This window comes from Streptomyces sp. NPDC020958 (assembly GCF_055562175.1).
Map to the genome: position 1 here is coordinate 112181 of NZ_JBVHFU010000009.1, position 17866 is coordinate 130046.

General features: G+C 69.3%; 18 protein-coding genes. 16 read left to right on the forward strand and 2 right to left on the reverse strand.

Annotation, left to right across the window (positions count from 1 at the left end; genetic code table 11):
* Positions 1-23: 23 nt before the first annotated feature.
* The 8 genes from rplU (at position 24) to ACZ3KP_RS25115 (ending at position 8731) form a co-directional block, all read left to right on the forward strand.
* A complete protein-coding gene (gene rplU / locus ACZ3KP_RS25080; protein ID WP_004931419.1) occupies positions 24-344 on the forward strand; it encodes a 50S ribosomal protein L21 in 321 nt (106 codons plus the stop codon).
* 14 nt (positions 345-358) lie between these two features.
* On the forward strand, positions 359-613 hold the full coding sequence (gene rpmA, locus ACZ3KP_RS25085) for a 50S ribosomal protein L27 (protein WP_007381992.1): 255 nt from the start codon (positions 359-361) through the stop codon (positions 611-613).
* Between the two features lie 127 nt (positions 614-740).
* On the forward strand, positions 741-2180 hold the full coding sequence (obgE, locus tag ACZ3KP_RS25090; RefSeq protein WP_358972835.1) for a GTPase ObgE: 1440 nt from the start codon (positions 741-743) through the stop codon (positions 2178-2180).
* Positions 2181-2384: 204 nt separating this feature from the next.
* On the forward strand, positions 2385-2519 hold the full coding sequence (locus ACZ3KP_RS25095) for a hypothetical protein (protein ID WP_467501815.1): 135 nt from the start codon (positions 2385-2387) through the stop codon (positions 2517-2519).
* A 292-nt stretch (positions 2520-2811) separates the two neighbouring features.
* Positions 2812-3126 carry a hypothetical protein gene (locus ACZ3KP_RS25100; protein ID WP_467501816.1) on the forward strand — a complete coding sequence of 105 codons (315 nt, stop codon included), beginning with the start codon at positions 2812-2814 and terminating at the stop codon, positions 3124-3126.
* Between the two features lie 285 nt (positions 3127-3411).
* Entirely contained in the window at positions 3412-4911 is a 1500-nt protein-coding gene (locus ACZ3KP_RS25105) for a D-ribitol-5-phosphate cytidylyltransferase (RefSeq protein ID WP_467501817.1), read from the forward strand.
* A gap of 154 nt (positions 4912-5065) precedes the next feature.
* The gene (locus ACZ3KP_RS25110; RefSeq protein WP_467501818.1) at positions 5066-7180 is read left to right on the forward strand and encodes a hypothetical protein; all 2115 of its coding nucleotides are present in this window, start codon (positions 5066-5068) and stop codon (positions 7178-7180) included.
* Between the two features lie 336 nt (positions 7181-7516).
* Complete coding sequence (locus ACZ3KP_RS25115; protein ID WP_467501819.1) at positions 7517-8731, forward strand: glycosyltransferase family 2 protein; 1215 nt, start codon at positions 7517-7519, stop codon at positions 8729-8731.
* Positions 8732-8761: 30 nt separating this feature from the next.
* On the opposite strand, the gene ACZ3KP_RS25120 is transcribed toward ACZ3KP_RS25115, so the two are convergent.
* Positions 8762-10156 (reverse strand): polysaccharide pyruvyl transferase family protein, encoded by a 1395-nt coding sequence (locus ACZ3KP_RS25120; RefSeq protein WP_467501820.1) that lies wholly within the window; start codon positions 10154-10156, stop codon positions 8762-8764.
* A 258-nt stretch (positions 10157-10414) separates the two neighbouring features.
* Between ACZ3KP_RS25120 and proB the strand changes: the two genes are divergently transcribed.
* The 5 genes from proB (at position 10415) to ACZ3KP_RS25145 (ending at position 15384) form a co-directional block, all read left to right on the forward strand.
* Complete coding sequence (gene proB, locus ACZ3KP_RS25125; protein ID WP_467502025.1) at positions 10415-11521, forward strand: glutamate 5-kinase; 1107 nt, start codon at positions 10415-10417, stop codon at positions 11519-11521.
* 123 nt (positions 11522-11644) lie between these two features.
* The gene (locus ACZ3KP_RS25130) at positions 11645-12073 is read left to right on the forward strand and encodes a hypothetical protein (protein ID WP_132886803.1); all 429 of its coding nucleotides are present in this window, start codon (positions 11645-11647) and stop codon (positions 12071-12073) included.
* A gap of 96 nt (positions 12074-12169) precedes the next feature.
* Positions 12170-13456, forward strand: coding sequence for a glutamate-5-semialdehyde dehydrogenase (locus tag ACZ3KP_RS25135; RefSeq protein ID WP_366888902.1), 1287 nt, complete (start codon positions 12170-12172; stop codon positions 13454-13456).
* Between the two features lie 184 nt (positions 13457-13640).
* Entirely contained in the window at positions 13641-14225 is a 585-nt protein-coding gene (locus ACZ3KP_RS25140) for an SCO2584 family spore wall biosynthesis protein (protein WP_467501821.1), read from the forward strand.
* Positions 14226-14313: 88 nt separating this feature from the next.
* Positions 14314-15384, forward strand: a complete 1071-nt coding sequence (locus ACZ3KP_RS25145; RefSeq protein WP_467501822.1) for an SCO2583 family membrane protein — start codon at positions 14314-14316, stop codon at positions 15382-15384.
* A gap of 67 nt (positions 15385-15451) precedes the next feature.
* Here ACZ3KP_RS25145 and ACZ3KP_RS25150 read toward each other — a convergent pair whose 3' ends face one another.
* A complete protein-coding gene (locus tag ACZ3KP_RS25150; RefSeq protein ID WP_467502027.1) occupies positions 15452-16540 on the reverse strand; it encodes a M48 family metallopeptidase in 1089 nt (362 codons plus the stop codon).
* Positions 16541-16640: 100 nt separating this feature from the next.
* Here ACZ3KP_RS25150 and ACZ3KP_RS25155 point away from each other — a divergent pair, with 100 nt between their 5' ends.
* From ACZ3KP_RS25155 to nadD, 3 genes are all read left to right on the forward strand, one after another.
* Positions 16641-16802 carry a hypothetical protein gene (locus tag ACZ3KP_RS25155; protein WP_165939241.1) on the forward strand — a complete coding sequence of 54 codons (162 nt, stop codon included), beginning with the start codon at positions 16641-16643 and terminating at the stop codon, positions 16800-16802.
* 136 nt (positions 16803-16938) lie between these two features.
* Positions 16939-17103, forward strand: coding sequence for a hypothetical protein (locus ACZ3KP_RS25160; protein WP_165939217.1), 165 nt, complete (start codon positions 16939-16941; stop codon positions 17101-17103).
* Between the two features lie 70 nt (positions 17104-17173).
* On the forward strand, positions 17174-17866 hold the full coding sequence (gene nadD, locus ACZ3KP_RS25165) for a nicotinate-nucleotide adenylyltransferase (protein ID WP_467501823.1): 693 nt from the start codon (positions 17174-17176) through the stop codon (positions 17864-17866).

The window sequence follows — 17866 nt, forward strand, 5'->3', positions numbered from 1 at the left end:
CCGAGCGAGAGAGTGAGATCCGCGTGTACGCCATCGTGCGCAGCGGTGGTCGCCAGCACAAGGTTGCTGTCGGCGACATCGTTGAGGTTGACAAGATTTCCACCGCCAAGGTTGGCGACACGGTCGAGCTCTCGACCCTGCTCGTTGTCGACGGCGACGCTGTGACCAGCGACCCGTGGGTGCTGGCCGGCATCAAGGTCCAGGCCGAGGTCGTGGACCACCACAAGGGCCAGAAGATCGACATTCTGCGCTACAAGAACAAGACCGGCTACCGCCGTCGTCAGGGCCACCGCCAGCAGTACACGGCGATCAAGGTCACTGAGATCCCCGCGGCTGCGAAGTAAGGGACTGAGGAGAGATGGCACACAAGAAGGGCGCATCGTCCACCCGTAACGGTCGTGACTCCAACGCTCAGCGCCTCGGCGTGAAGCGCTTCGGCGGTCAGGTCGTCAACGCGGGCGAGATCCTGGTCCGCCAGCGTGGCACCCACTTCCACCCGGGTGCGGGCGTCGGCCGTGGCGGCGACGACACGCTGTTCGCGCTGAACGCCGGCGCGGTGGAGTTCGGTACCCACCGTGGCCGCAAGGTCGTGAACATCGTCCCGGTCGCCTGAGCCTGATTTCTCAGGACTCAGACCGAACGTTTCGCGAGGCGGACCTCACTTCCCGATCGGGAAGGCGGGTCCGCCTTTCGCGTGTTGACATAGGTATGACCCCGCAAGTATCTGGAGGCACTGCACCATGACCACCTTCGTGGACCGCGTCGAGCTGCACATCGCCGCGGGTAACGGAGGCCACGGCTGCGCCTCCGTGCACCGGGAGAAGTTCAAGCCGCTCGGCGGCCCGGACGGCGGCAACGGCGGCCGCGGCGGCGACGTCATCCTGACCGTCGACCAGTCCGTGACGACCCTCCTCGACTACCACCACTCCCCGCACCGCAAGGCCACCAACGGTAAGCCCGGCGAAGGCGGCAACCGCGCGGGCAAGGACGGCCAGGACCTGGTCCTGCCGGTGCCCGACGGTACGGTGGTACTGGACAAGGCGGGCAACGTCCTCGCCGACCTCGTCGGCCACGGCACCTCCTACGTCGCCGCCCAGGGCGGCCGCGGCGGCCTCGGCAACGCGGCCCTCGCCAGCGCCCGCCGCAAGGCCCCCGGCTTCGCGCTGCTCGGCGAGCCCGGTGACTTCGGGGACGTCGTCCTGGAACTGAAGACCGTCGCCGACGTGGCCCTGGTCGGCTACCCGAGCGCCGGCAAGTCCTCGCTGATCTCGGTGCTGTCCGCCGCCAAGCCGAAGATCGCCGACTACCCGTTCACCACCCTGGTCCCCAACCTCGGTGTGGTCACCGCCGGTTCGACCGTCTACACCATCGCCGACGTCCCCGGTCTCATCCCCGGCGCCAGCCAGGGCAAGGGCCTCGGCCTCGAGTTCCTGCGCCACGTCGAGCGGTGCAGCGTCCTCGTGCACGTCCTGGACACCGCCACCCTGGAGTCCGAACGCGACCCCGTCTCCGACCTCGACGTCATCGAGGAAGAGCTGGGGCAGTACGGCGGACTCGGCGACCGGCCCCGGATCGTCGTCCTCAACAAGATCGACGTCCCCGACGGCAAGGACCTCGCCGAGATGGTCCGGCCCGACCTGGAGGCCCGCGGCTACCGCGTCTTCGAGGTGTCGGCGGTCGCCCACACGGGCCTGCGCGAGCTGACGTTCGCCCTCGGCGAGCTGGTCGGCGCGGCGCGCGCCGCCAAGCCCAAGGAGGAGGCGACCCGCATCGTCATCCGGCCCAAGGCCGTCGACGACGCCGGTTTCACCGTCGTCCAGGAGGACGACGGCCTCTTCCGGGTCCGCGGCGAGAAGCCCGAACGCTGGGTCCGCCAGACCGACTTCAACAACGACGAAGCCGTCGGCTACCTGGCCGACCGTCTCAACCGCCTCGGCGTCGAGGAGCAGTTGATGAAGGCCGGCGCCCGGGCCGGCGACGGCGTCGCCATCGGCCCCGAGGACAACGCCGTCGTCTTCGACTGGGAGCCGACCATGATGTCCGGAGCCGAGATGCTCGGCCGGCGCGGCGAGGACCACCGCTTCGAGGAACAGCGCCCGGCCGTCCAGCGCCGCCGCGACCGGCAGGCCGAGCGGGACGAGTCCCTGCGCGAGTACGGCGACTTCGACCCCTTCGAGTAGCCGCGCCGCCGGTTCCCGCCCGGACTTCCGGGACCCGGCATCGGCACCGTCGCACACGACCACGCCCGTTGCGGCCAGGACCTGCTTCCCGGCCGTAACGGGCTTTCCGTTGGCTCTGGTTGTCATGCGCACGTACGGCTGAGTTCAGCGGCCGGACCCACCTGCCATGGGAGCTTCCCAAGGTCAGACCGCCCAAAGGCCACCGTGGCAAGGGAGTCCGCGCATGACAGGCTCCCCGAACACGGCGTGGAGTTCCCCGCCACCACCCGGCACCCGATGGAGGCCGCCCTCGCCGCCTGCGCCCGGCCCGCGATGATGGGCGACACCGTGCCCACCTAGAAACACTGGACGCGACTGCTCGCGCAGGTCGAGGCCACCGGCTCGCGCACGTCGGTCATCAGCAGCGAGTTCTTCGCCGACGCCCCGGACGACGAGACCGCCGCCCGCATCGTCGAACTGCTCGGCGGCGACCGCGGCCTCCCCGGAAAACTCCTCCAGCACGTTCCGGACGCGGCGAACCGCTCCCTCACCCTCGCCGAGACCGAAATGCTGCGAAAGCTCAACGTGGAAATTCCGCGGCAATGGCCTGCCTGACGAGCTCTATTCGAAGCTCATCCGCAACGGCGCGGTCATGCATATGCGGAACACGTGCAGTCCCGCGGCCGGTGACGTGAAGATCCGCACCCCCGGCTGGGCTGTCGAGGCCGCCGCCCGCATCGGCGCCGAGATGGCGGCACACATCGACGCCCTGGCCGTCCGCGTCGTCGGCGACCGCATCGCCCCGGGGGTGGCCGCCCGCGCCTTGTACGGCGCACTCGCTGCGGCGGCGGCCGCGCCGGTACGGCACGCGGCCGACGCCAAGACCAGGACCGTGGACCAGACGTCATCGAGGGAACTGGTACGGGTACTGGGTCACCGATGTCTCAAGAGGCTGCGAGGACGGTGAGCCTCGCGGGTCGGATGGCTTAGCTCTGCTAAGCCGTCCAGGTGTCACGACTTAGCATCGCTGAGCCGTATCGGGTCACGCACAGCAATCGGAATGCACTGTGCAGTTACTCACAGCGAATTCACGGAACTTCCCCGGACGGCCGACGGGCGGCACCCGTCACCAGCGGTGCAAGATGAATGAAAGGTTGCGGGTACATATGCGGTGGACGGCGCTCACCTTGCACAGCGGTTACCGGAAGTGGGACCATTTCCAGGTTCCCTGATGCCCCGAGGTAGGTCACCTGTGTCCCAGCGCATAGCCAAGCCCCGAACCACCGCAGTGATCCTGGCCGGTGGCACCGGCCAGCGGGTGGGTCTGTCGATCCCCAAGCAGCTGCTGAAGATCGCCGGCAAGGCAGTCATCGAGCACACCCTGGCCACCTTCGAGAAGGCCGACTCGATCGACGACATCATCGTGCTGATGGCCCCGGGCTACGTCGCGGACATCGAGAAGATCGTGGCGAAGGCCGGCTTCACCAAGGTCAAGAAGGTCATCGAGGGCGGCAACACGCGGAACGAGACCACCGAGCGCGCCATCGAGGCCCTCGGCGAGGGACTGGCCGCCGGAGAGGACCTCAACGTCCTCTTCCACGACGCCGTGCGCCCCCTGCTGTCGCAGCGCGTCATCGACGACTGCGTGGCCGCGCTGGACCGCTACCAGGCCGTCGACGTCGCCATCCCCTCCGCCGACACCATCATCGTCACGCGCACGCACGGCGAGGACGGCGAGTTCATCACCGAGATCCCGGACCGCTCCCGGCTGCGCCGCGGCCAGACCCCGCAGGCGTTCAAGCTGTCCACGATCAAGCGGGCCTACGAGGTCGCCGCCGGCGACCCCAACTTCCAGGCCACCGACGACTGCTCCGTCGTGCTCAAGTACCTGCCGGACGTGCCGATCCACGTCGTCGCCGGCGACGAGTACAACATGAAGGTCACCCAGCCCGTCGACGTCTTCATCGCCGACAAGCTCTTCCAGCTCGCCTCCACCGCCGCCCCCGTGCAGAACGGCGAAGACGCCTACCGCGAACTGCTCACCGGCAAGACCGTCGTGATCTTCGGCGGTTCGTACGGCATCGGCAAGGACATCGCCGAACTCGCCGAGTCCTACGGCGCCACCGTCTACGCCCTCGGCCGCTCCACCACCGGCACCCACGTGGAGAACCCGGAAGAGGTCGACGACGCCCTGTCCAAGGCCTACGCCGAGACCGGCCGCATCGACTACGTCGTCAACACCGCGGGCGTCCTGCGCATCGGCAAGCTCGCCGAGACCGACAACGCCACCATCGAAGAGGCCCTGAAGGTCAACTACCTGGCCCCCGTGCAGATCGCCCGCTCCAGCTACAAGTACCTCGCCGAGACCAACGGTCAGCTGCTCCTCTACACCTCCAGCAGCTACACCCGCGGCCGCGCCGAGTACAGCCTCTACTCCTCGACCAAGGCCGCCATGGTGAACCTCACCCAGGCCCTGTCCGACGAGTGGGCCGGTGACTCCATCCGGGTCAACTGCATCAACCCCGAGCGCACCGCCACCCCCATGCGCACCAAGGCCTTCGGCCAGGAACCGGCGGGCTCCCTGCTCTCCTCCGAAGCCGTCGCCCGCACCTCCCTCGACGTGCTGCTCTCCGAACTCACCGGCCACGTCATCGACGTCCGCCAGCAGGACCCGACGGCCGCCGCCGGCCAGGCCTCCGGCTTCGAACAGGCGCTGGCCAGTGTCCTGGACCGGCAGGACGGCGTGGCATAATCAACTTCCAATAGTTATCTGTAATTCAGGCCTCTGTGGTTGCGTGTTCCTAGAGCATTCACAGGGGCCTGAACCGTAAAAACTTCAGATCGACTACCACGCCAGATCGTCCGCAAGGTCAAATACAGGCCTTTTTGTCAGCAAAAGGTTCTCCGTGATATCCACCGCTATTCGCGTCGCCCGGGTGGGCAGCGCGGCCGAGCTGGCCGCGGCGGCACTCATGATGCTGGGCTTCCCGGTGCTCATGATCGCCGCGCTCGTCCCGAGCGTCTACGCCTTCGCGGCCGCGGCCGCCGTCACGTACCTGGCGGACCACTACCTGCACCGCAAGGGCAGCTACCTCATCAGCCGTCTGAGCAAGGTCCGGGCCGGCCTGTCGATCCGCTTCCTGATCCGGCAGCTGCTGCTGATCCTGCTGCTGGCCCGCATGGACCTCTCGAACGGTCTGATCTTCTACGGCGCCATCGCCTGCTTCATCGCCTTCTACGGCCTGCAGGCCCCGCACGGCGCCCTGGTCCAGCTGATCCGCAACCGACGCCGGATGCCGGTCGCCACCCGCAACGTCGACCTCAAATCCCGCATCCGCATCCCGGACGCCCCGCCGCAGGGCCTGCTGGACCGCTCCGCCGAGAAGATGCTCCACGTCGACCTCGCGGCCGTCGTCGGCCTGCTGATCTCGGCAGTCACCAAAAGCGCCGTCGCCGCAGGCATCGGCGTCGGCCTCACCCTCGGCCTCGGCTCCCTGTACGTGCTGGTACTGATGCCCTACGTACGCGGCCGCAAGACCCCGCCGGACGCCGACACCGTCCTGGCCGCCGTCGACGACTGGCTCGGCGAGTACAAGCCCGAGACCGTCCTGTACTTCTCCGGCTCCAAGGACTCCGCCTACCAGGTCAACATGTGGCTGGAGACCATGGAGCAGCTGGACTCCCGCCCGCTGATCCTGCTGCGCGAACGGGTCATCCTGCAGAGCCTCGCCCCGACCACGGTCCCCGTCATCTGCGTGCCCGGCGGTGTGCACCTGATGAACATGGACCTGGCCACGGTCCGCGTCGCCCTCTACGCGGCCAACGTCGGCAAGAACATCCACCTGCTGCGCGTCCCCACGATGAAGCACGTCTTCATCGGCCACGGCGACAGTGACAAGCTGGCCAGCGTCAACCCGTTCAGCAAGGTGTACGACGAGGTGTGGACCGCGGGCCGCGCGGGCCGCGACCGCTACGCCATCGCCGACGTCGGGGTCCGCGACGAGGACATCGTCGAGGTCGGCCGTCCGCAACTGGCCCCCATCCAGCACTGGCAGGGCGTACCCGACGGCCGGATCCCCACCGTTCTCTACGCGCCCACCTGGGAAGGCTGGGACGGCAACCCCGGCAACACCTCCCTCGTGCTCGCCGGCGAGAACATCGTGAAGAAGCTGGTCAAGGCGGACCCGCCGGTCCGCGTCCTGTACAAGCCGCACCCCTTCACCGGCACGGTCAGCCCCGAGGCGGGCGCCGCCCACCGGCGGGTCACCGCCCTCATCGAGAAGGCCGCCGCCCAGCGCGCCACCGACCCTCGCTTCACCACCGACCCGGCCGCCCAGGCGGCGGCCCGGGCCGAGCTCACCCGTATCGAGGCCCGCCTGGTCGAGCTGACCGGCACGGGCGACGAGAAGCGCGACGAGGCCGAGGCCAGCCGGGACGACGTCGTCGACCTGAAGAAGCACGAAGAGGTCGCCCGGCTGCGCGCCGAGTGGAACGACGCTCTGTGGCGTTCCTTCCCCACACACCAGCACCGGGTGATCACGGGCGCCGAACCGCGCCTGTACGACTGCTTCAACGTCTCCGACGCCATGGTCTCCGACATCTCCAGCGTGGTCTCCGACTTCATCGCGAGCGGCAAGCCGTACGCCGTCACCGACTCCGCCGGCGTCGGAGTGGAGGAGTTCAAGCAGGCCAACACCGCGGTGCGGGCCGCCGTGATCCTGTCCAACAGTGCCAAGGAACTCAGCGCCCTGCTCGACGCCGTCCGCGATCCCTCCGCCGATCCGCTGGCCGCGGACCGCGAAGAACTCAAGCGCTACCTGCTGGGCCCCGACGAGCCGACCTCCATCGAGCAGTTCAACGACGCGGTGGCCGCCCTCGCCCGCAAGGCCGAGACCCGCAACCTGGGCCAGCAGGCCCGCATCGCGGCCGGTGACGCGGAAGCGGCCGACATCGCCGAGGCGCTGCCGGGAGACACACTGAAGGCCGCCAGCGAGGCGGAAGGCACCACCACCGCCGGCTGACACACTCACCCGCGCGCCACACACCGAACGGGCTCGGTCCCGGGGACTCCTCTCCGGGACCGAGCCCGTTCGGCATTCCCCAAAATCGTCTTCTTACCTTTGCTTAGTGATTCCGGGTGTGTCTTCTTACCAGCGCTTCGCGGTATCCGATGAGTGGCTCTTACTGCGCATCCGTACTGTCCGACGTAACCCGCCGTACACCGTCCGGCCGCATTCCTGCCATGTGAGCTGGGTCACTCAAGGGATGTTCCTGGGCAACCAGTCGCGTCGATCAGCCATCTAGAACGTTGCGACTGAGTCGACGCCGGGGGAACGCACCATTGACTAGGGAGAAACGTGACCGTCGTTGCGCAGCCTGATGTGACCGTCATCATCGGGGCGTACGAAGCGATGCCGTACCTCGTCGAATGCCTGGCTTCCGTGGAGCGTCAGACCCTCGACCCGGCACGCATGGAGGTCATCGCCGTCGACGACGGATCGGCCGACGGCACGGGGGAGTGCCTGGAGGAGTTCGCGGCCCGCGCCCCCATGCCCGTGACCGTGATCCGCCAGGAGAACTCCGGCGGCCCCAGCGGCCCCCGCAACGTCGGCCTCGCCAGGGCCACCGGCCGCTACGTGTTCTTCCTGGACGCCGACGACCGCCTCGGCGACGAGGCCCTTGAGCGCATGGTCGCCATGGCGGACAAGAACGGCACCGACGTCGTCCTCGGCAAGGTCGAGGGAATCAACCGCAAACCCCCCGCGTCGATGTGGGGCAAGACCCTCGACCGTACCGACGTCTTCTCCTCCAACATCAAGTTCACGCTCAGCGCCCAGAAACTCTTCCGCCGCGCGCTCCTGGAACGGCACGGCATGCGTTTCGACGAGTCCCTGTGGACCGGCGAGGACGCGCTGTTCACCATGGAGGCCTATCTCCGCGCCGACGGCGTCTCCGTCGTCGCCGACTACCCCTGCTACTACCTGGTCGGCCGCGACGACGGGAAACACGTCACCAAGAGCGGCAGCTACACCCTGCGCTTCGACTCCGCGCGCGCCCTGATGAAACTGATCGCCGACATGGTTCCGGCAGGACCGCGTCGCGACACCCTCATGGTCCGGCCGTTCCTGGTCACCCTGCTCCCTCAGTTCGGCCCCAAGTTCCTCAAGGACGACGACGAGGTGCGGCGGCACAAGATGGAGTTGGCCGGGCCGCTGATGGACGCCCACTGGAACCCGGAAGTCGCCCGCCGGCTCAGAGTGCACGAACGGCTGAGACTTCACCTGGTCGCCGAACGGCGCCCCGATCTCCTTCCCGACGTCATCGAGTTCGTCCGCGCCAAGAAGCAGCCCGATGCCGTCCTGGAGAAGCGCGGTACCGCCGTCTACCTGGCCTACCCGTACTTCCGCTCGAAGTCGGTCGGTGTCCCCGACCGGATCTACCTCGCGGAACCCCGGGAGGCCCGCTCCGTCGAGGGCTACCGCGAGGACGCCGCCAACACCTTCCTGCGGCGTGCCATGCGCAAGGTCCGGCGATCGCTGCCCGCACGGGGAGTCAAGGCCGCCGCCGCCTGACCGGGATCCGGGGCACCCGGACCCGCCGCCCTACAGGCCCGACCCCAGCGCCCGGCGGATCGGCCGGCCCACGGCCCGCCGGGCCCGCCGGTAGACCGACGCCGGCTGCGCGCCGACGGACTTGATCCTGGCCCCGGAACGCGCCAGTTCCTTCTGCAGACGGGCGTTGTCCAGCGACAGTTCGTCGATCCGGGTGTGCAGCCAGCCGAACCGCGAGGTGAGCGAGGCCGGGTCCGCGTCGTTCCAGGGGCGCACGCTCGCGGGGAACGTCAGCGCGCCCATCCGTTCCTCAAAGGCCACCCCGCTGTCGCCGTGTGTGAACGTGTTCTGCAGCCCGTTCCTGTCCAGGAACCCGGTGAACCGGTCGAAACGCTCCCGGTGGCCGCCGAGCAGGCCGCCGAAGTCGGCCTCCGCGTACAGCTTCGCCGGGTCCGCCGAGGCCGGGTCCTTGACCGCCTGATCCAGCCGCCGGTGCGGAATTTCGAAGTACCGGCACAGCTCCAGCGTCCGCGAGTCACCGCACAGCACGGTGGCCGGCGTGCCCGCGAGCAGCGCCGCGATGTTGCCGTGGATGCGCGAACCGAAGGAGAAGTCGAAGGAACGCAGGTCATTGATCCAGGTGACCGGATCGACGTAGACCCGGACCTTGTCCTCGCGGTACATCGGATGGTCCGGGTGGGTCGGCATCGCGGTCACCGCGGCGTTCGGGTCCGACAGGTCCCGCCAGTGCAACTGGCGGGCGTCGCTGAGGTTCTGGCCGATGAAGCACAGATTCGGGTAGTCCTGGTGGGTGCGCGTGATGATCCGGTCCAGCCCCTGGGTGCGTACGGCACTGTGCGAACCGTTGATCGCGATCCGGGAGCGGGGCGTCAACTCCGGTGCTCGCTTGTGCACGGACAGCCGATCGCCGTACATGAACATCGAGGGGCAGCCGATGATCTCGACGTCCTTGAAGCCCATCTTCTTCAGGTACTGCTCGGTGAACTCGCCGCGCACACCGATCGACGCGCTGCGCTCCAGCACCGCGGAACAGAACTCCCGCACGGTCGGCTCCATGCGCTTGAGCCGTTCCGGGTTGTAGCTGACTCCGGTCTGGGCTCCCACTCCGAGGACGACGACCGGTATGCGCAACTTCGAGATCAGCCGGGTCATCCGCTTCAACGAGCCTTCGAAGGACGGGCGGAAGGCGTTGGCGAGCGGGATGACGAACGCGTCGTACTCGTCGTTGATGCGTCCGGCTGCGGAGACGTCGGAGGGTATGCCGTTCGAGACGACTTCGGTGTCCGGCGTCGTAAGGATCTTGTGCGCGGCGTCGCTGAAGATCAGGTTGCCCGAGTTGGTGGCGATGACGTCCCGGTGCAGGGCCTCCTCGAGGGTGACGACGTCGTAGGGGTTCTTGCCCGACCTGAGCAGGATGCGCTTCACGCTGCGAACTTTAGATGACACAAACTTCAAATTAACTTTGCGTTCTCTTCGATTTCTATAAGGAGTCAAGGCAACCTTTTTGCCGTGAGCGGAACGTGATCGGCCGGTTACCGACGACCTGTTCGTGTCGCTGTCCGTGTCGCTGTCCGTGGCGCTGTCCGGAGGCTGGACGGAAGCGTCCCGCGCAGATCCGCTTCGCGTAGATTGCTGCCAGACGCGAGGAAGTGGGGACGGGACGTGGCAAGGGCAAGGCAGGCCGTGGGCGAGGCCCGCAGGATCGTCGTCAAGGTGGGGTCCTCCTCGCTCACCACCGCCTCCGGCGGCCTGGACGCCGACCGCGTCGACGCACTCGTCGACGTCCTCGCCAAGAGCCGCGGTGGCGGGGAGCGGGAGATCGTCCTCGTCTCCTCCGGCGCGATCGCCGCCGGTCTCGCCCCGCTGGGTCTGCGCCGCCGCCCCCGGGACCTGGCCCGCCAGCAGGCGGCCGCCAGCGTCGGCCAGGGCCTGCTCGTCGCCCGCTACACCGCCTCCTTCGCCCGCTACGGCGTCCGGGTCGGCCAAGTGCTGCTCACCTCCGACGACATGAGCCGGCGCGCCCACCACCGCAACGCCTCGCGCACCCTGGACAAGCTGCTCGCGATGGGCGCCTTCCCGATCGTCAACGAGAACGACACCGTCGCCACCGACGAGATCCGCTTCGGCGACAACGACCGCCTCGCCGCCCTCGTCGCCCACCTCGTCCACGCGGACCTCCTGGTCCTCCTCTCCGACGTCGACGGCGTCTACGACGGCGACCCCAGCAGGCCCGGCACGGCGCGGATAGCGGAGGTGAAGGGACCGAAGGACCTCGCCGGCGTCGAGATCGGCAGCGCCGGAAAGGCCGGTGTCGGCACCGGCGGCATGGTCACCAAGGTCGAAGCTGCCCGTATCGCCGCGGCCGCCGGCATCCCCGTCGTCCTCACCAGCGCCGTGCACGCCGCCGAGGCGCTCCTCGGCGGTGACACCGGCACCTACTTCCATCCCGCTGGCAAACGGTCCGCAGACCGCCTCCTGTGGCTTCAGCACGCCTCCACCCCGCAGGGCTCGCTCACCCTCGACGACGGCGCCGTACACGCGGTGGTCCAGGGCCGCAAGTCGCTGCTGCCCGCGGGGATCGCCGCCGTCGACGGCGACTTCAGCGCCGGTGACCCGGTCGAACTGCGCGACACCGCCGGGCGGCCGGTGGCACGCGGACTCGTCAGCTTCGACGCCAAGGAGATCCCCCAGCTGATCGGGCGATCGACCAGGGAGCTGGCACGCGAACTGGGCCCGGCGTACGAACGGGAGGTCGTACACAGGGACGACCTGGTGATCCTGCACCCGTAAAAGCGGGCACGGCGAGGGCCCCCGGTGGGGGACGTTCCGTAAAACCGCCACACGAACCCTTGCGGCCTGCTCAACTTTGTCTCAGGACCACGTTCCGCACGAGGACAGCTGAAGGAGGCCGTCGTGAGACGAGTGCGCCCTGGGGCTGCGGCCTCCCGCGGAGCTCTGACGAGCGTCGCGGCCGGGGACACCTACGAGGAGCCGAAGGACCTGCCCCGGCTGTGGCACGTCACCCTCGGCGTCCGCGGTGCCGAGGTCCCCCTGCCGGAACTGCGCCGCGGACTCGAACAACTGGCCCACGACCACCCGTTCCTGCTCACCAGCCGCTACGCCTGCGACCACGCCGAGATCCGCTACTGGGAAGAGGCCCGGGACCTCCACGACGCCGCCGCCGTCGCGCTGCGCCTGTGGGGCGAACACCGGCAGACCGCCGGACTGCCCGCCTGGGAGATCGTCGGCCTGGAGGTCATCGACCGGGCCACCTACCACCAGCGCATCGCCGAGGGTTACGGCCCGCCCCCGGCGACACCGGTCGGTATCCACCCGTTCTGACGCCCCCCGTCCCGGCCGGTATCACCCGTCAAGGACCACGTCTCGCGAGGTGGGATGACGCGTGAACGGCCGGCCGGGGCGCACTACCCTTCCTTCATGACCACGCTTTCGCCGTACGACGCCATGTCCCCGGTCACCCAGGCCGCCTACCGCGCTAAGGCCGCAGCCGCCGACCTCGCGCCGCTGCCGCGCGCGGTGAAGGACGACGCGCTGCTCGCCATCGCGGACGCCCTGGAGGTTCGTACGAGCGAAATCGTCGAGGCCAACGCCAAGGACGTCGCCAAGGCCCGCGAGAACGGCACCAGCGAAGCCGTCGTCGACCGTCTCACGCTCACCCCCGAGCGGGTCCGCGCCATCGCCTCCGATGTCCGCGACGTGGCGAAGCTGCCCGACCCCGTCGGCGAGGTCGTCCGCGGCTCCACCCTCCCCAACGGCATCGACCTGCGCCAGGTCCGCGTCCCCCTCGGTGTCGTCGGCATCATCTACGAGGCCCGCCCGAACGTCACGGTCGACGCCGCAGCCCTCTGCCTGAAGTCCGGCAACGCCGTCCTGCTGCGCGGCTCCGCCTCCGCCTTCGAGTCCAACACGGCACTGGTGAGGGTCCTGCGGGACGCCGTCGGCGGCGCCGGGCTGCCGGCCGACGCCGTCCAGCTGGTGCCCGGCGAGAGCCGCGAGTCCGTCCACGAGCTGATGCGGGCCCGCGGCCTCGTCGACGTCCTCATCCCGCGCGGCGGGGCCTCCCTCATCCAGACCGTCGTCATGGAGTCCAAGGTCCCCGTCATCGAGACCGGCACCGGCAACTGCCACGTCTACGTCGACGCCCACGCCGACATCGACATGGCCATCGACATCCTGATCAACTCCAAGGCGCAGCGGGTCAGCGTCTGCAACGCCGCCGAGACCCTCCTCGTCCACCAGGACATCGCCCCCGAGTTCCTGCCCCGCGCCCTGGACGCCCTCGCCGAGGCCGGTGTCACCGTCCACGCCGACGAACGCGTCCTGGCCTACGCCAAGGACTCCAAGGCGACCGTCGTCGAGGCCGTCCCGGAGGACTGGGAGACCGAGTACCTGTCCTACGACATCGCCGCCGCCGTCGTCGACTCCCTCGACAGGGCCGTCGAGCACATCAGGCTGTGGACCTCCGGGCACACCGAGGCCATCGTCACCACCTCGCAGCAGGCCGCCCGCCGCTTCACCCAGCTGGTCGACTCCACGACCGTCGCCGTGAACGCCTCCACCCGGTTCACCGACGGCGGCCAGTTCGGCTTCGGCGCCGAGATCGGCATCTCCACCCAGAAGCTGCACGCCCGCGGCCCCATGGGGCTGCCCGAGCTGACCAGCACCAAGTACATCGTCACCGGCGACGGCCACATCCGCCGCTGACAGCGGTACCGCAGCCGCCGCCGGCACCCGTACGGCCCAACCGGGCGTCGTACGGCGCACCGGCGCGCGCCAGGGCGTGCGGCGCCCTGGGGGGCGTGGGACGCCGGAGTGAGAGGCGTCTCACAGGACCTATGAATTTCCATACCGTCTGCCCAAATTGACCCCCCAGGTCTACTCTGGATCCGTGCCGGAGGACGTGGGGGGCACGCCGTTCTCTGACGGCTGGGATCCCGACGACGACCATGACCACGGAATGTCGGACGAGGAATTCGACACCGTGGTCTTCGACGAGGCCTTCGTGAAGGCGGCCGTGATCCACGAGCCGACCGCGGTCGAACGCCTCCTTGCCGCCGCCCAGGCCAGAGCCGAGGCATCCGAGGCCGAGGCCCGCCGCGCCCACGGCGGAAGCGAACGCTACGACGACGGCTACGGACCCGACGGACCCGACTTCGGCTCCGGCGGCGAGCTCGACGGCCCTGACGGCACCGACGTACGCGGAGACCGGTACGGGGCCACCGGGACATACGGCAAACACGTCCGCTGGCACCGTCCCGTCGCCTGGCTGCTCGCCCTCGTCATGGGCATAGGCATGGTCGCGCTCGCCTTCGCCGCGGTCTACCGCAGCGCCTCCTCGGGCGGCAACCGCGACCAGCTGCCCAGACCCTCCTCCACCGGTCTGGAACAGGGCACCGCAGCGGCCCCCTCGATGTCCGCCGACTACTCCCCGCCCGCACAGCAGGCGGTCTCCGCGGTCCCGCGCACCCCCTGACGGGGTTTGTCCTTCGTGGTGAGAACCTGTCAGAACTTGTCGTGCAGCGGCGCGTTTACCTGAGGTCCCTGGGACCTACTCTGAAAGTATGGGCGGGCCAGGAGACCCACCGGAGGGGACACCCGAGGGCGGCCCCGTGGGTGGAGAGGACGAGTACCGATCCGTCGTCTTCGACGAGTCGTTCGTCCGCGCTGCCCGCCTCCAGGAGTCCTCCGCACGCGAACGCATGGCCGACCACGCGCCCGCCGTACGCCGCCGCCCCCCGCTGCGCCGGGGCCTCACCCGGCAGGCCGTGCTCCTCTTCGTGCTGATCCTCGTCGCCTTCGGCACCGCGATCTACATGGGTGTCCGCCACCCCTACGGCACCCAGGAGGCCCAGCAGCCCGCCGAACCGCTGCGGATGACCTTCATCCCGCTCTCCCCGCAGGGCAAGGTGCCCGGCGCCGCCGACGCCGAGTCCCTGTTCGCACACAGCCCCGCCGCACATTACGAGACCGGCGCCGAAGGGATACCGCTGCCGGCCGCCCGCAGCACCGCGCACTTCTCCGACAGCCAGGTCGTCACCGCCCTGACCACGGTCAAGGACTACCTCGTCCGCTCCTCGCTCTACCCCGAGGTCCTCGACAGCAGCCAGGTGCGGCCCGCACGGGCACTGCTCGACCCCGGCCAGCTCGACCAGTTCGACCAGAGCTTCGACCACCCCGCCGCGGACGGGCGGCACGCCCCCACCGGATGGCTGATCCGCTTCGACCCCACCCGCGCCGAACTCGCCGACCCGAGGATCCGAGTCCGGGGCAACCTGTCGGCCACCGAGACCGACTCGGCCACCCTCGAGGTCACCGCCGACCACACCTTCGTCTACGCGCTGCGCCCCACCGGCGCGCCGGCGGGCTCCCCGGTCTCGCTGTTCACCGTCCGCCGCGAGCTGACCTTCCGCTTCGACCGCGACGACCTGCGCCTGCACCAGACCCAGCTGGTCGTCTCCTACGTCCAGGCGGGCCCGCTGTCCTGCGCCGAGGACGCCACCGACCACCTGCGTCCCCTCCTGGCCGGCGAGACGGCCAGGGCGGGCGGCCCGGCAGGCACGAACCCGTTCGCCACGGACAGCGCGACAGCCCTGTGCGGGACGCTGTCCGCCGCGGCGGAACCGAAGATCTAGGAACCGGAGGTCCAGGAACCGGAGGTCCAGGACCCCGAGAGCCTGACCGAGCCGAACCCGCGACCCGCTACTCCTCGTCCTGCGGCGGTGCGCCCTTCGGCGGGGGCGGGCTCGTGAAACCGTCGAAGCCCCGCCTGACCCGGCCGCCGAGGCCCCCCGCCCCGCCCGCGATGTCCGAGACCAGCTTCATCAGCGGGTCCTTGGACGCCTTCACGTCGCTCGCGTAGCTCGCCGCGGACTCCTTGAACGAGTCGCCGACCGAGGTGTCCTTGTCCTCGGTGCGCCGCGGATAGTGACCGTCCATGATCCGCTGGTAGTCCCGGGACCCGGCCCACTTCTGCAGCTCGGCCGCGCGGACCGTGGTGAAGGGGTGCGAGCGCGGCAGCACATTGAGGATCTTCAGCACCGAGTCGCGCAGGTCACCGCCCGCCTCGTACTCCTCGGCCTGCTGCAGGAACGCGTCCACGTTCATCTCGTGCAGGTGGTTGCCGCCCGCAATCTTCATCAGGCCCCGCATCGAAGCCCGCAGGTCCTGCCCCACCAGCAGGCCCGCGCGGTCCGCGGACAGCTCCGACTTGCGGAACCACTCCCGCAGCGCCGTCACGATCGCCAGGATCGCGAGATTGCCCAGCGGGATCCAGGCGACCTTCACCGCCAGGCTGGTCAGGAACAGCAGGACCGTCCGGTACACGGAGTGCCCGGACAGGGCGTGCCCCACCTCGTGGCCGACGACCGCCCGCATCTCCTCCTCGTCGAGGAGTTCGACGAGCCCCGTGGTCACCACGATGATCGGTTCGTCCAGGCCGATGCACATCGCGTTCGGCTGCGGATCCTGCGTGACGTACATCGGCGGGACCTTCTCCAGGTCCAGGATGTGACACGCGTCCCGCAGCATGTCGTTCAGGTGGGCGAACTGCTGGTCGGAGACCCGCACCGAGTCGGACAGGAACAGCAGCCGCAGGCTCCGCTCCGGAAGCAGCCCGCTGAGCGCCTTGAAGACGGTGTCGAAACCGCTCAGCTTGCGCAGCGCCACCAGTGCCGAACGGTCGGCCGGATGCTCGTACGCGCGCGAGGAGATCCCGGCGAACCGTCTGCGCTGCCTGCTCGGCACCCGCTCGTGCCCCTGCCCGTGGTGCTCGTGGCCGTCGTCGGACATGTCATCCCCCATGCGCGTGAGTGTGTCCTGTGTGCCCCCGAAGCAGGGCCCAGCCTAGGCGGCGATACCGTGGACGGGCAGCACAGCCGAAGGAGTCCTCATGGAGCACCACCCCCCGGCCGCCTGGCTCACCCAGGCCGCGAGCGCCGCCCAGCACCAGGGCTCGGGCGATCTGCTCCGGGTCGTCCTCGTCGTCATGTTCGTCGGCTGCGCGCTGACCGCCTGGTTCCTGCTGCGCGGGTACAGACAGAAGGACGACTGAGCCGCCGGAATCGTTCCCCGCGCGCGGGGACGCACAGGTCGGCCCAACGGAGGAGTCGGCGTGATCGCCGCGACACCGCCCGCATACGATGGGCCGACATCTTTATCCCGCCCACACGCGATAGGTCCTGCCGCAGATGATGAATCTCCACAGCGCCGCTGCCCAGTTGGTCACCGTTGCCGCCGAGGGCGAGGGAGGCGGCAACCACGAGAGCCTCAACCCGCTCGTCACCGGTGGCAGCGCGTTCATCATCCTGCTGCTCCTGCTGTGGATCACCACCCGCTTCAACCGCGACCGCTGAGCGGGCCCGCCGCATCCGGCACCCGTCCTCGGGACGGGGCCCACGGGCCGGGCCGGTAGGGTCTGCACGCATGGGAGAGCAGGACATGCCTACCGGTCCGGCGAACGACGTGACCGAGCACGCCGACGACACGGTGACCCCCCTCCGGTACACACCGGCGGGCCTGGCGGACACCGGCAAGCGCCGCCTCGGCGTCATGGGCGGAACGTTCGACCCGATCCACCACGGGCACCTCGTGGCGGCCAGCGAGGTCGCCGCCCAGTTCCACCTGGACGAGGTGGTGTTCGTGCCCACCGGGCAGCCGTGGCAGAAGACCCACCGCGCGGTCTCGCCCGCCGAGGACCGCTACCTGATGACGGTCATCGCCACCGCCGAGAACCCCCAGTTCTCCGTCAGCCGCATCGACATCGACCGCGGCGGTGCCACCTACACCGTCGACACCCTGCGCGACCTGCGCGCCCTCAACCCCGACACCGACCTCTTCTTCATCACCGGTGCCGACGCCCTCGGCCAGATCCTCACCTGGCGGGACTCGGAGGAACTCTTCTCCCTCGCGCACTTCATCGGCTGCACCCGGCCGGGCCACCACCTGACCGACCACGGCCTTCCCGAGGGAGGTGTGTCGCTGGTGGAGGTTCCCGCGCTCGCCATCTCCTCCACAGACTGCCGTGCGAGAGTCGCCAAGGGCGACCCCATCTGGTACATGGTGCCGGACGGAGTCGTGCGCTACATCGACAAGCGCGAGCTGTACCGCGGCGAGTGA

What these genes read in the sequence shown, in the direction of transcription:
- rpmA (WP_007381992.1), top strand. Translation starts at nt 359, where the DNA reads ATGGCACACAAGAAGGGCGCATCGTCCACCCGTAACGGTCGTGACTCC.
- obgE (WP_358972835.1), top strand. Translation starts at nt 741, where the DNA reads ATGACCACCTTCGTGGACCGCGTCGAGCTGCACATCGCCGCGGGTAAC.
- ACZ3KP_RS25100 (WP_467501816.1), top strand. Translation starts at nt 2,812, where the DNA reads ATGCATATGCGGAACACGTGCAGTCCCGCGGCCGGTGACGTGAAGATC.
- ACZ3KP_RS25135 (WP_366888902.1), top strand. Translation starts at nt 12,170, where the DNA reads ATGACCACGCTTTCGCCGTACGACGCCATGTCCCCGGTCACCCAGGCC.
- ACZ3KP_RS25145 (WP_467501822.1), top strand. Translation starts at nt 14,314, where the DNA reads ATGGGCGGGCCAGGAGACCCACCGGAGGGGACACCCGAGGGCGGCCCC.
- ACZ3KP_RS25150 (WP_467502027.1), bottom strand. Translation starts at nt 16,540, where the DNA reads ATGTCCGACGACGGCCACGAGCACCACGGGCAGGGGCACGAGCGGGTG.
- ACZ3KP_RS25155 (WP_165939241.1), top strand. Translation starts at nt 16,641, where the DNA reads ATGGAGCACCACCCCCCGGCCGCCTGGCTCACCCAGGCCGCGAGCGCC.
- ACZ3KP_RS25160 (WP_165939217.1), top strand. Translation starts at nt 16,939, where the DNA reads ATGATGAATCTCCACAGCGCCGCTGCCCAGTTGGTCACCGTTGCCGCC.
- nadD (WP_467501823.1), top strand. Translation starts at nt 17,174, where the DNA reads ATGGGAGAGCAGGACATGCCTACCGGTCCGGCGAACGACGTGACCGAG.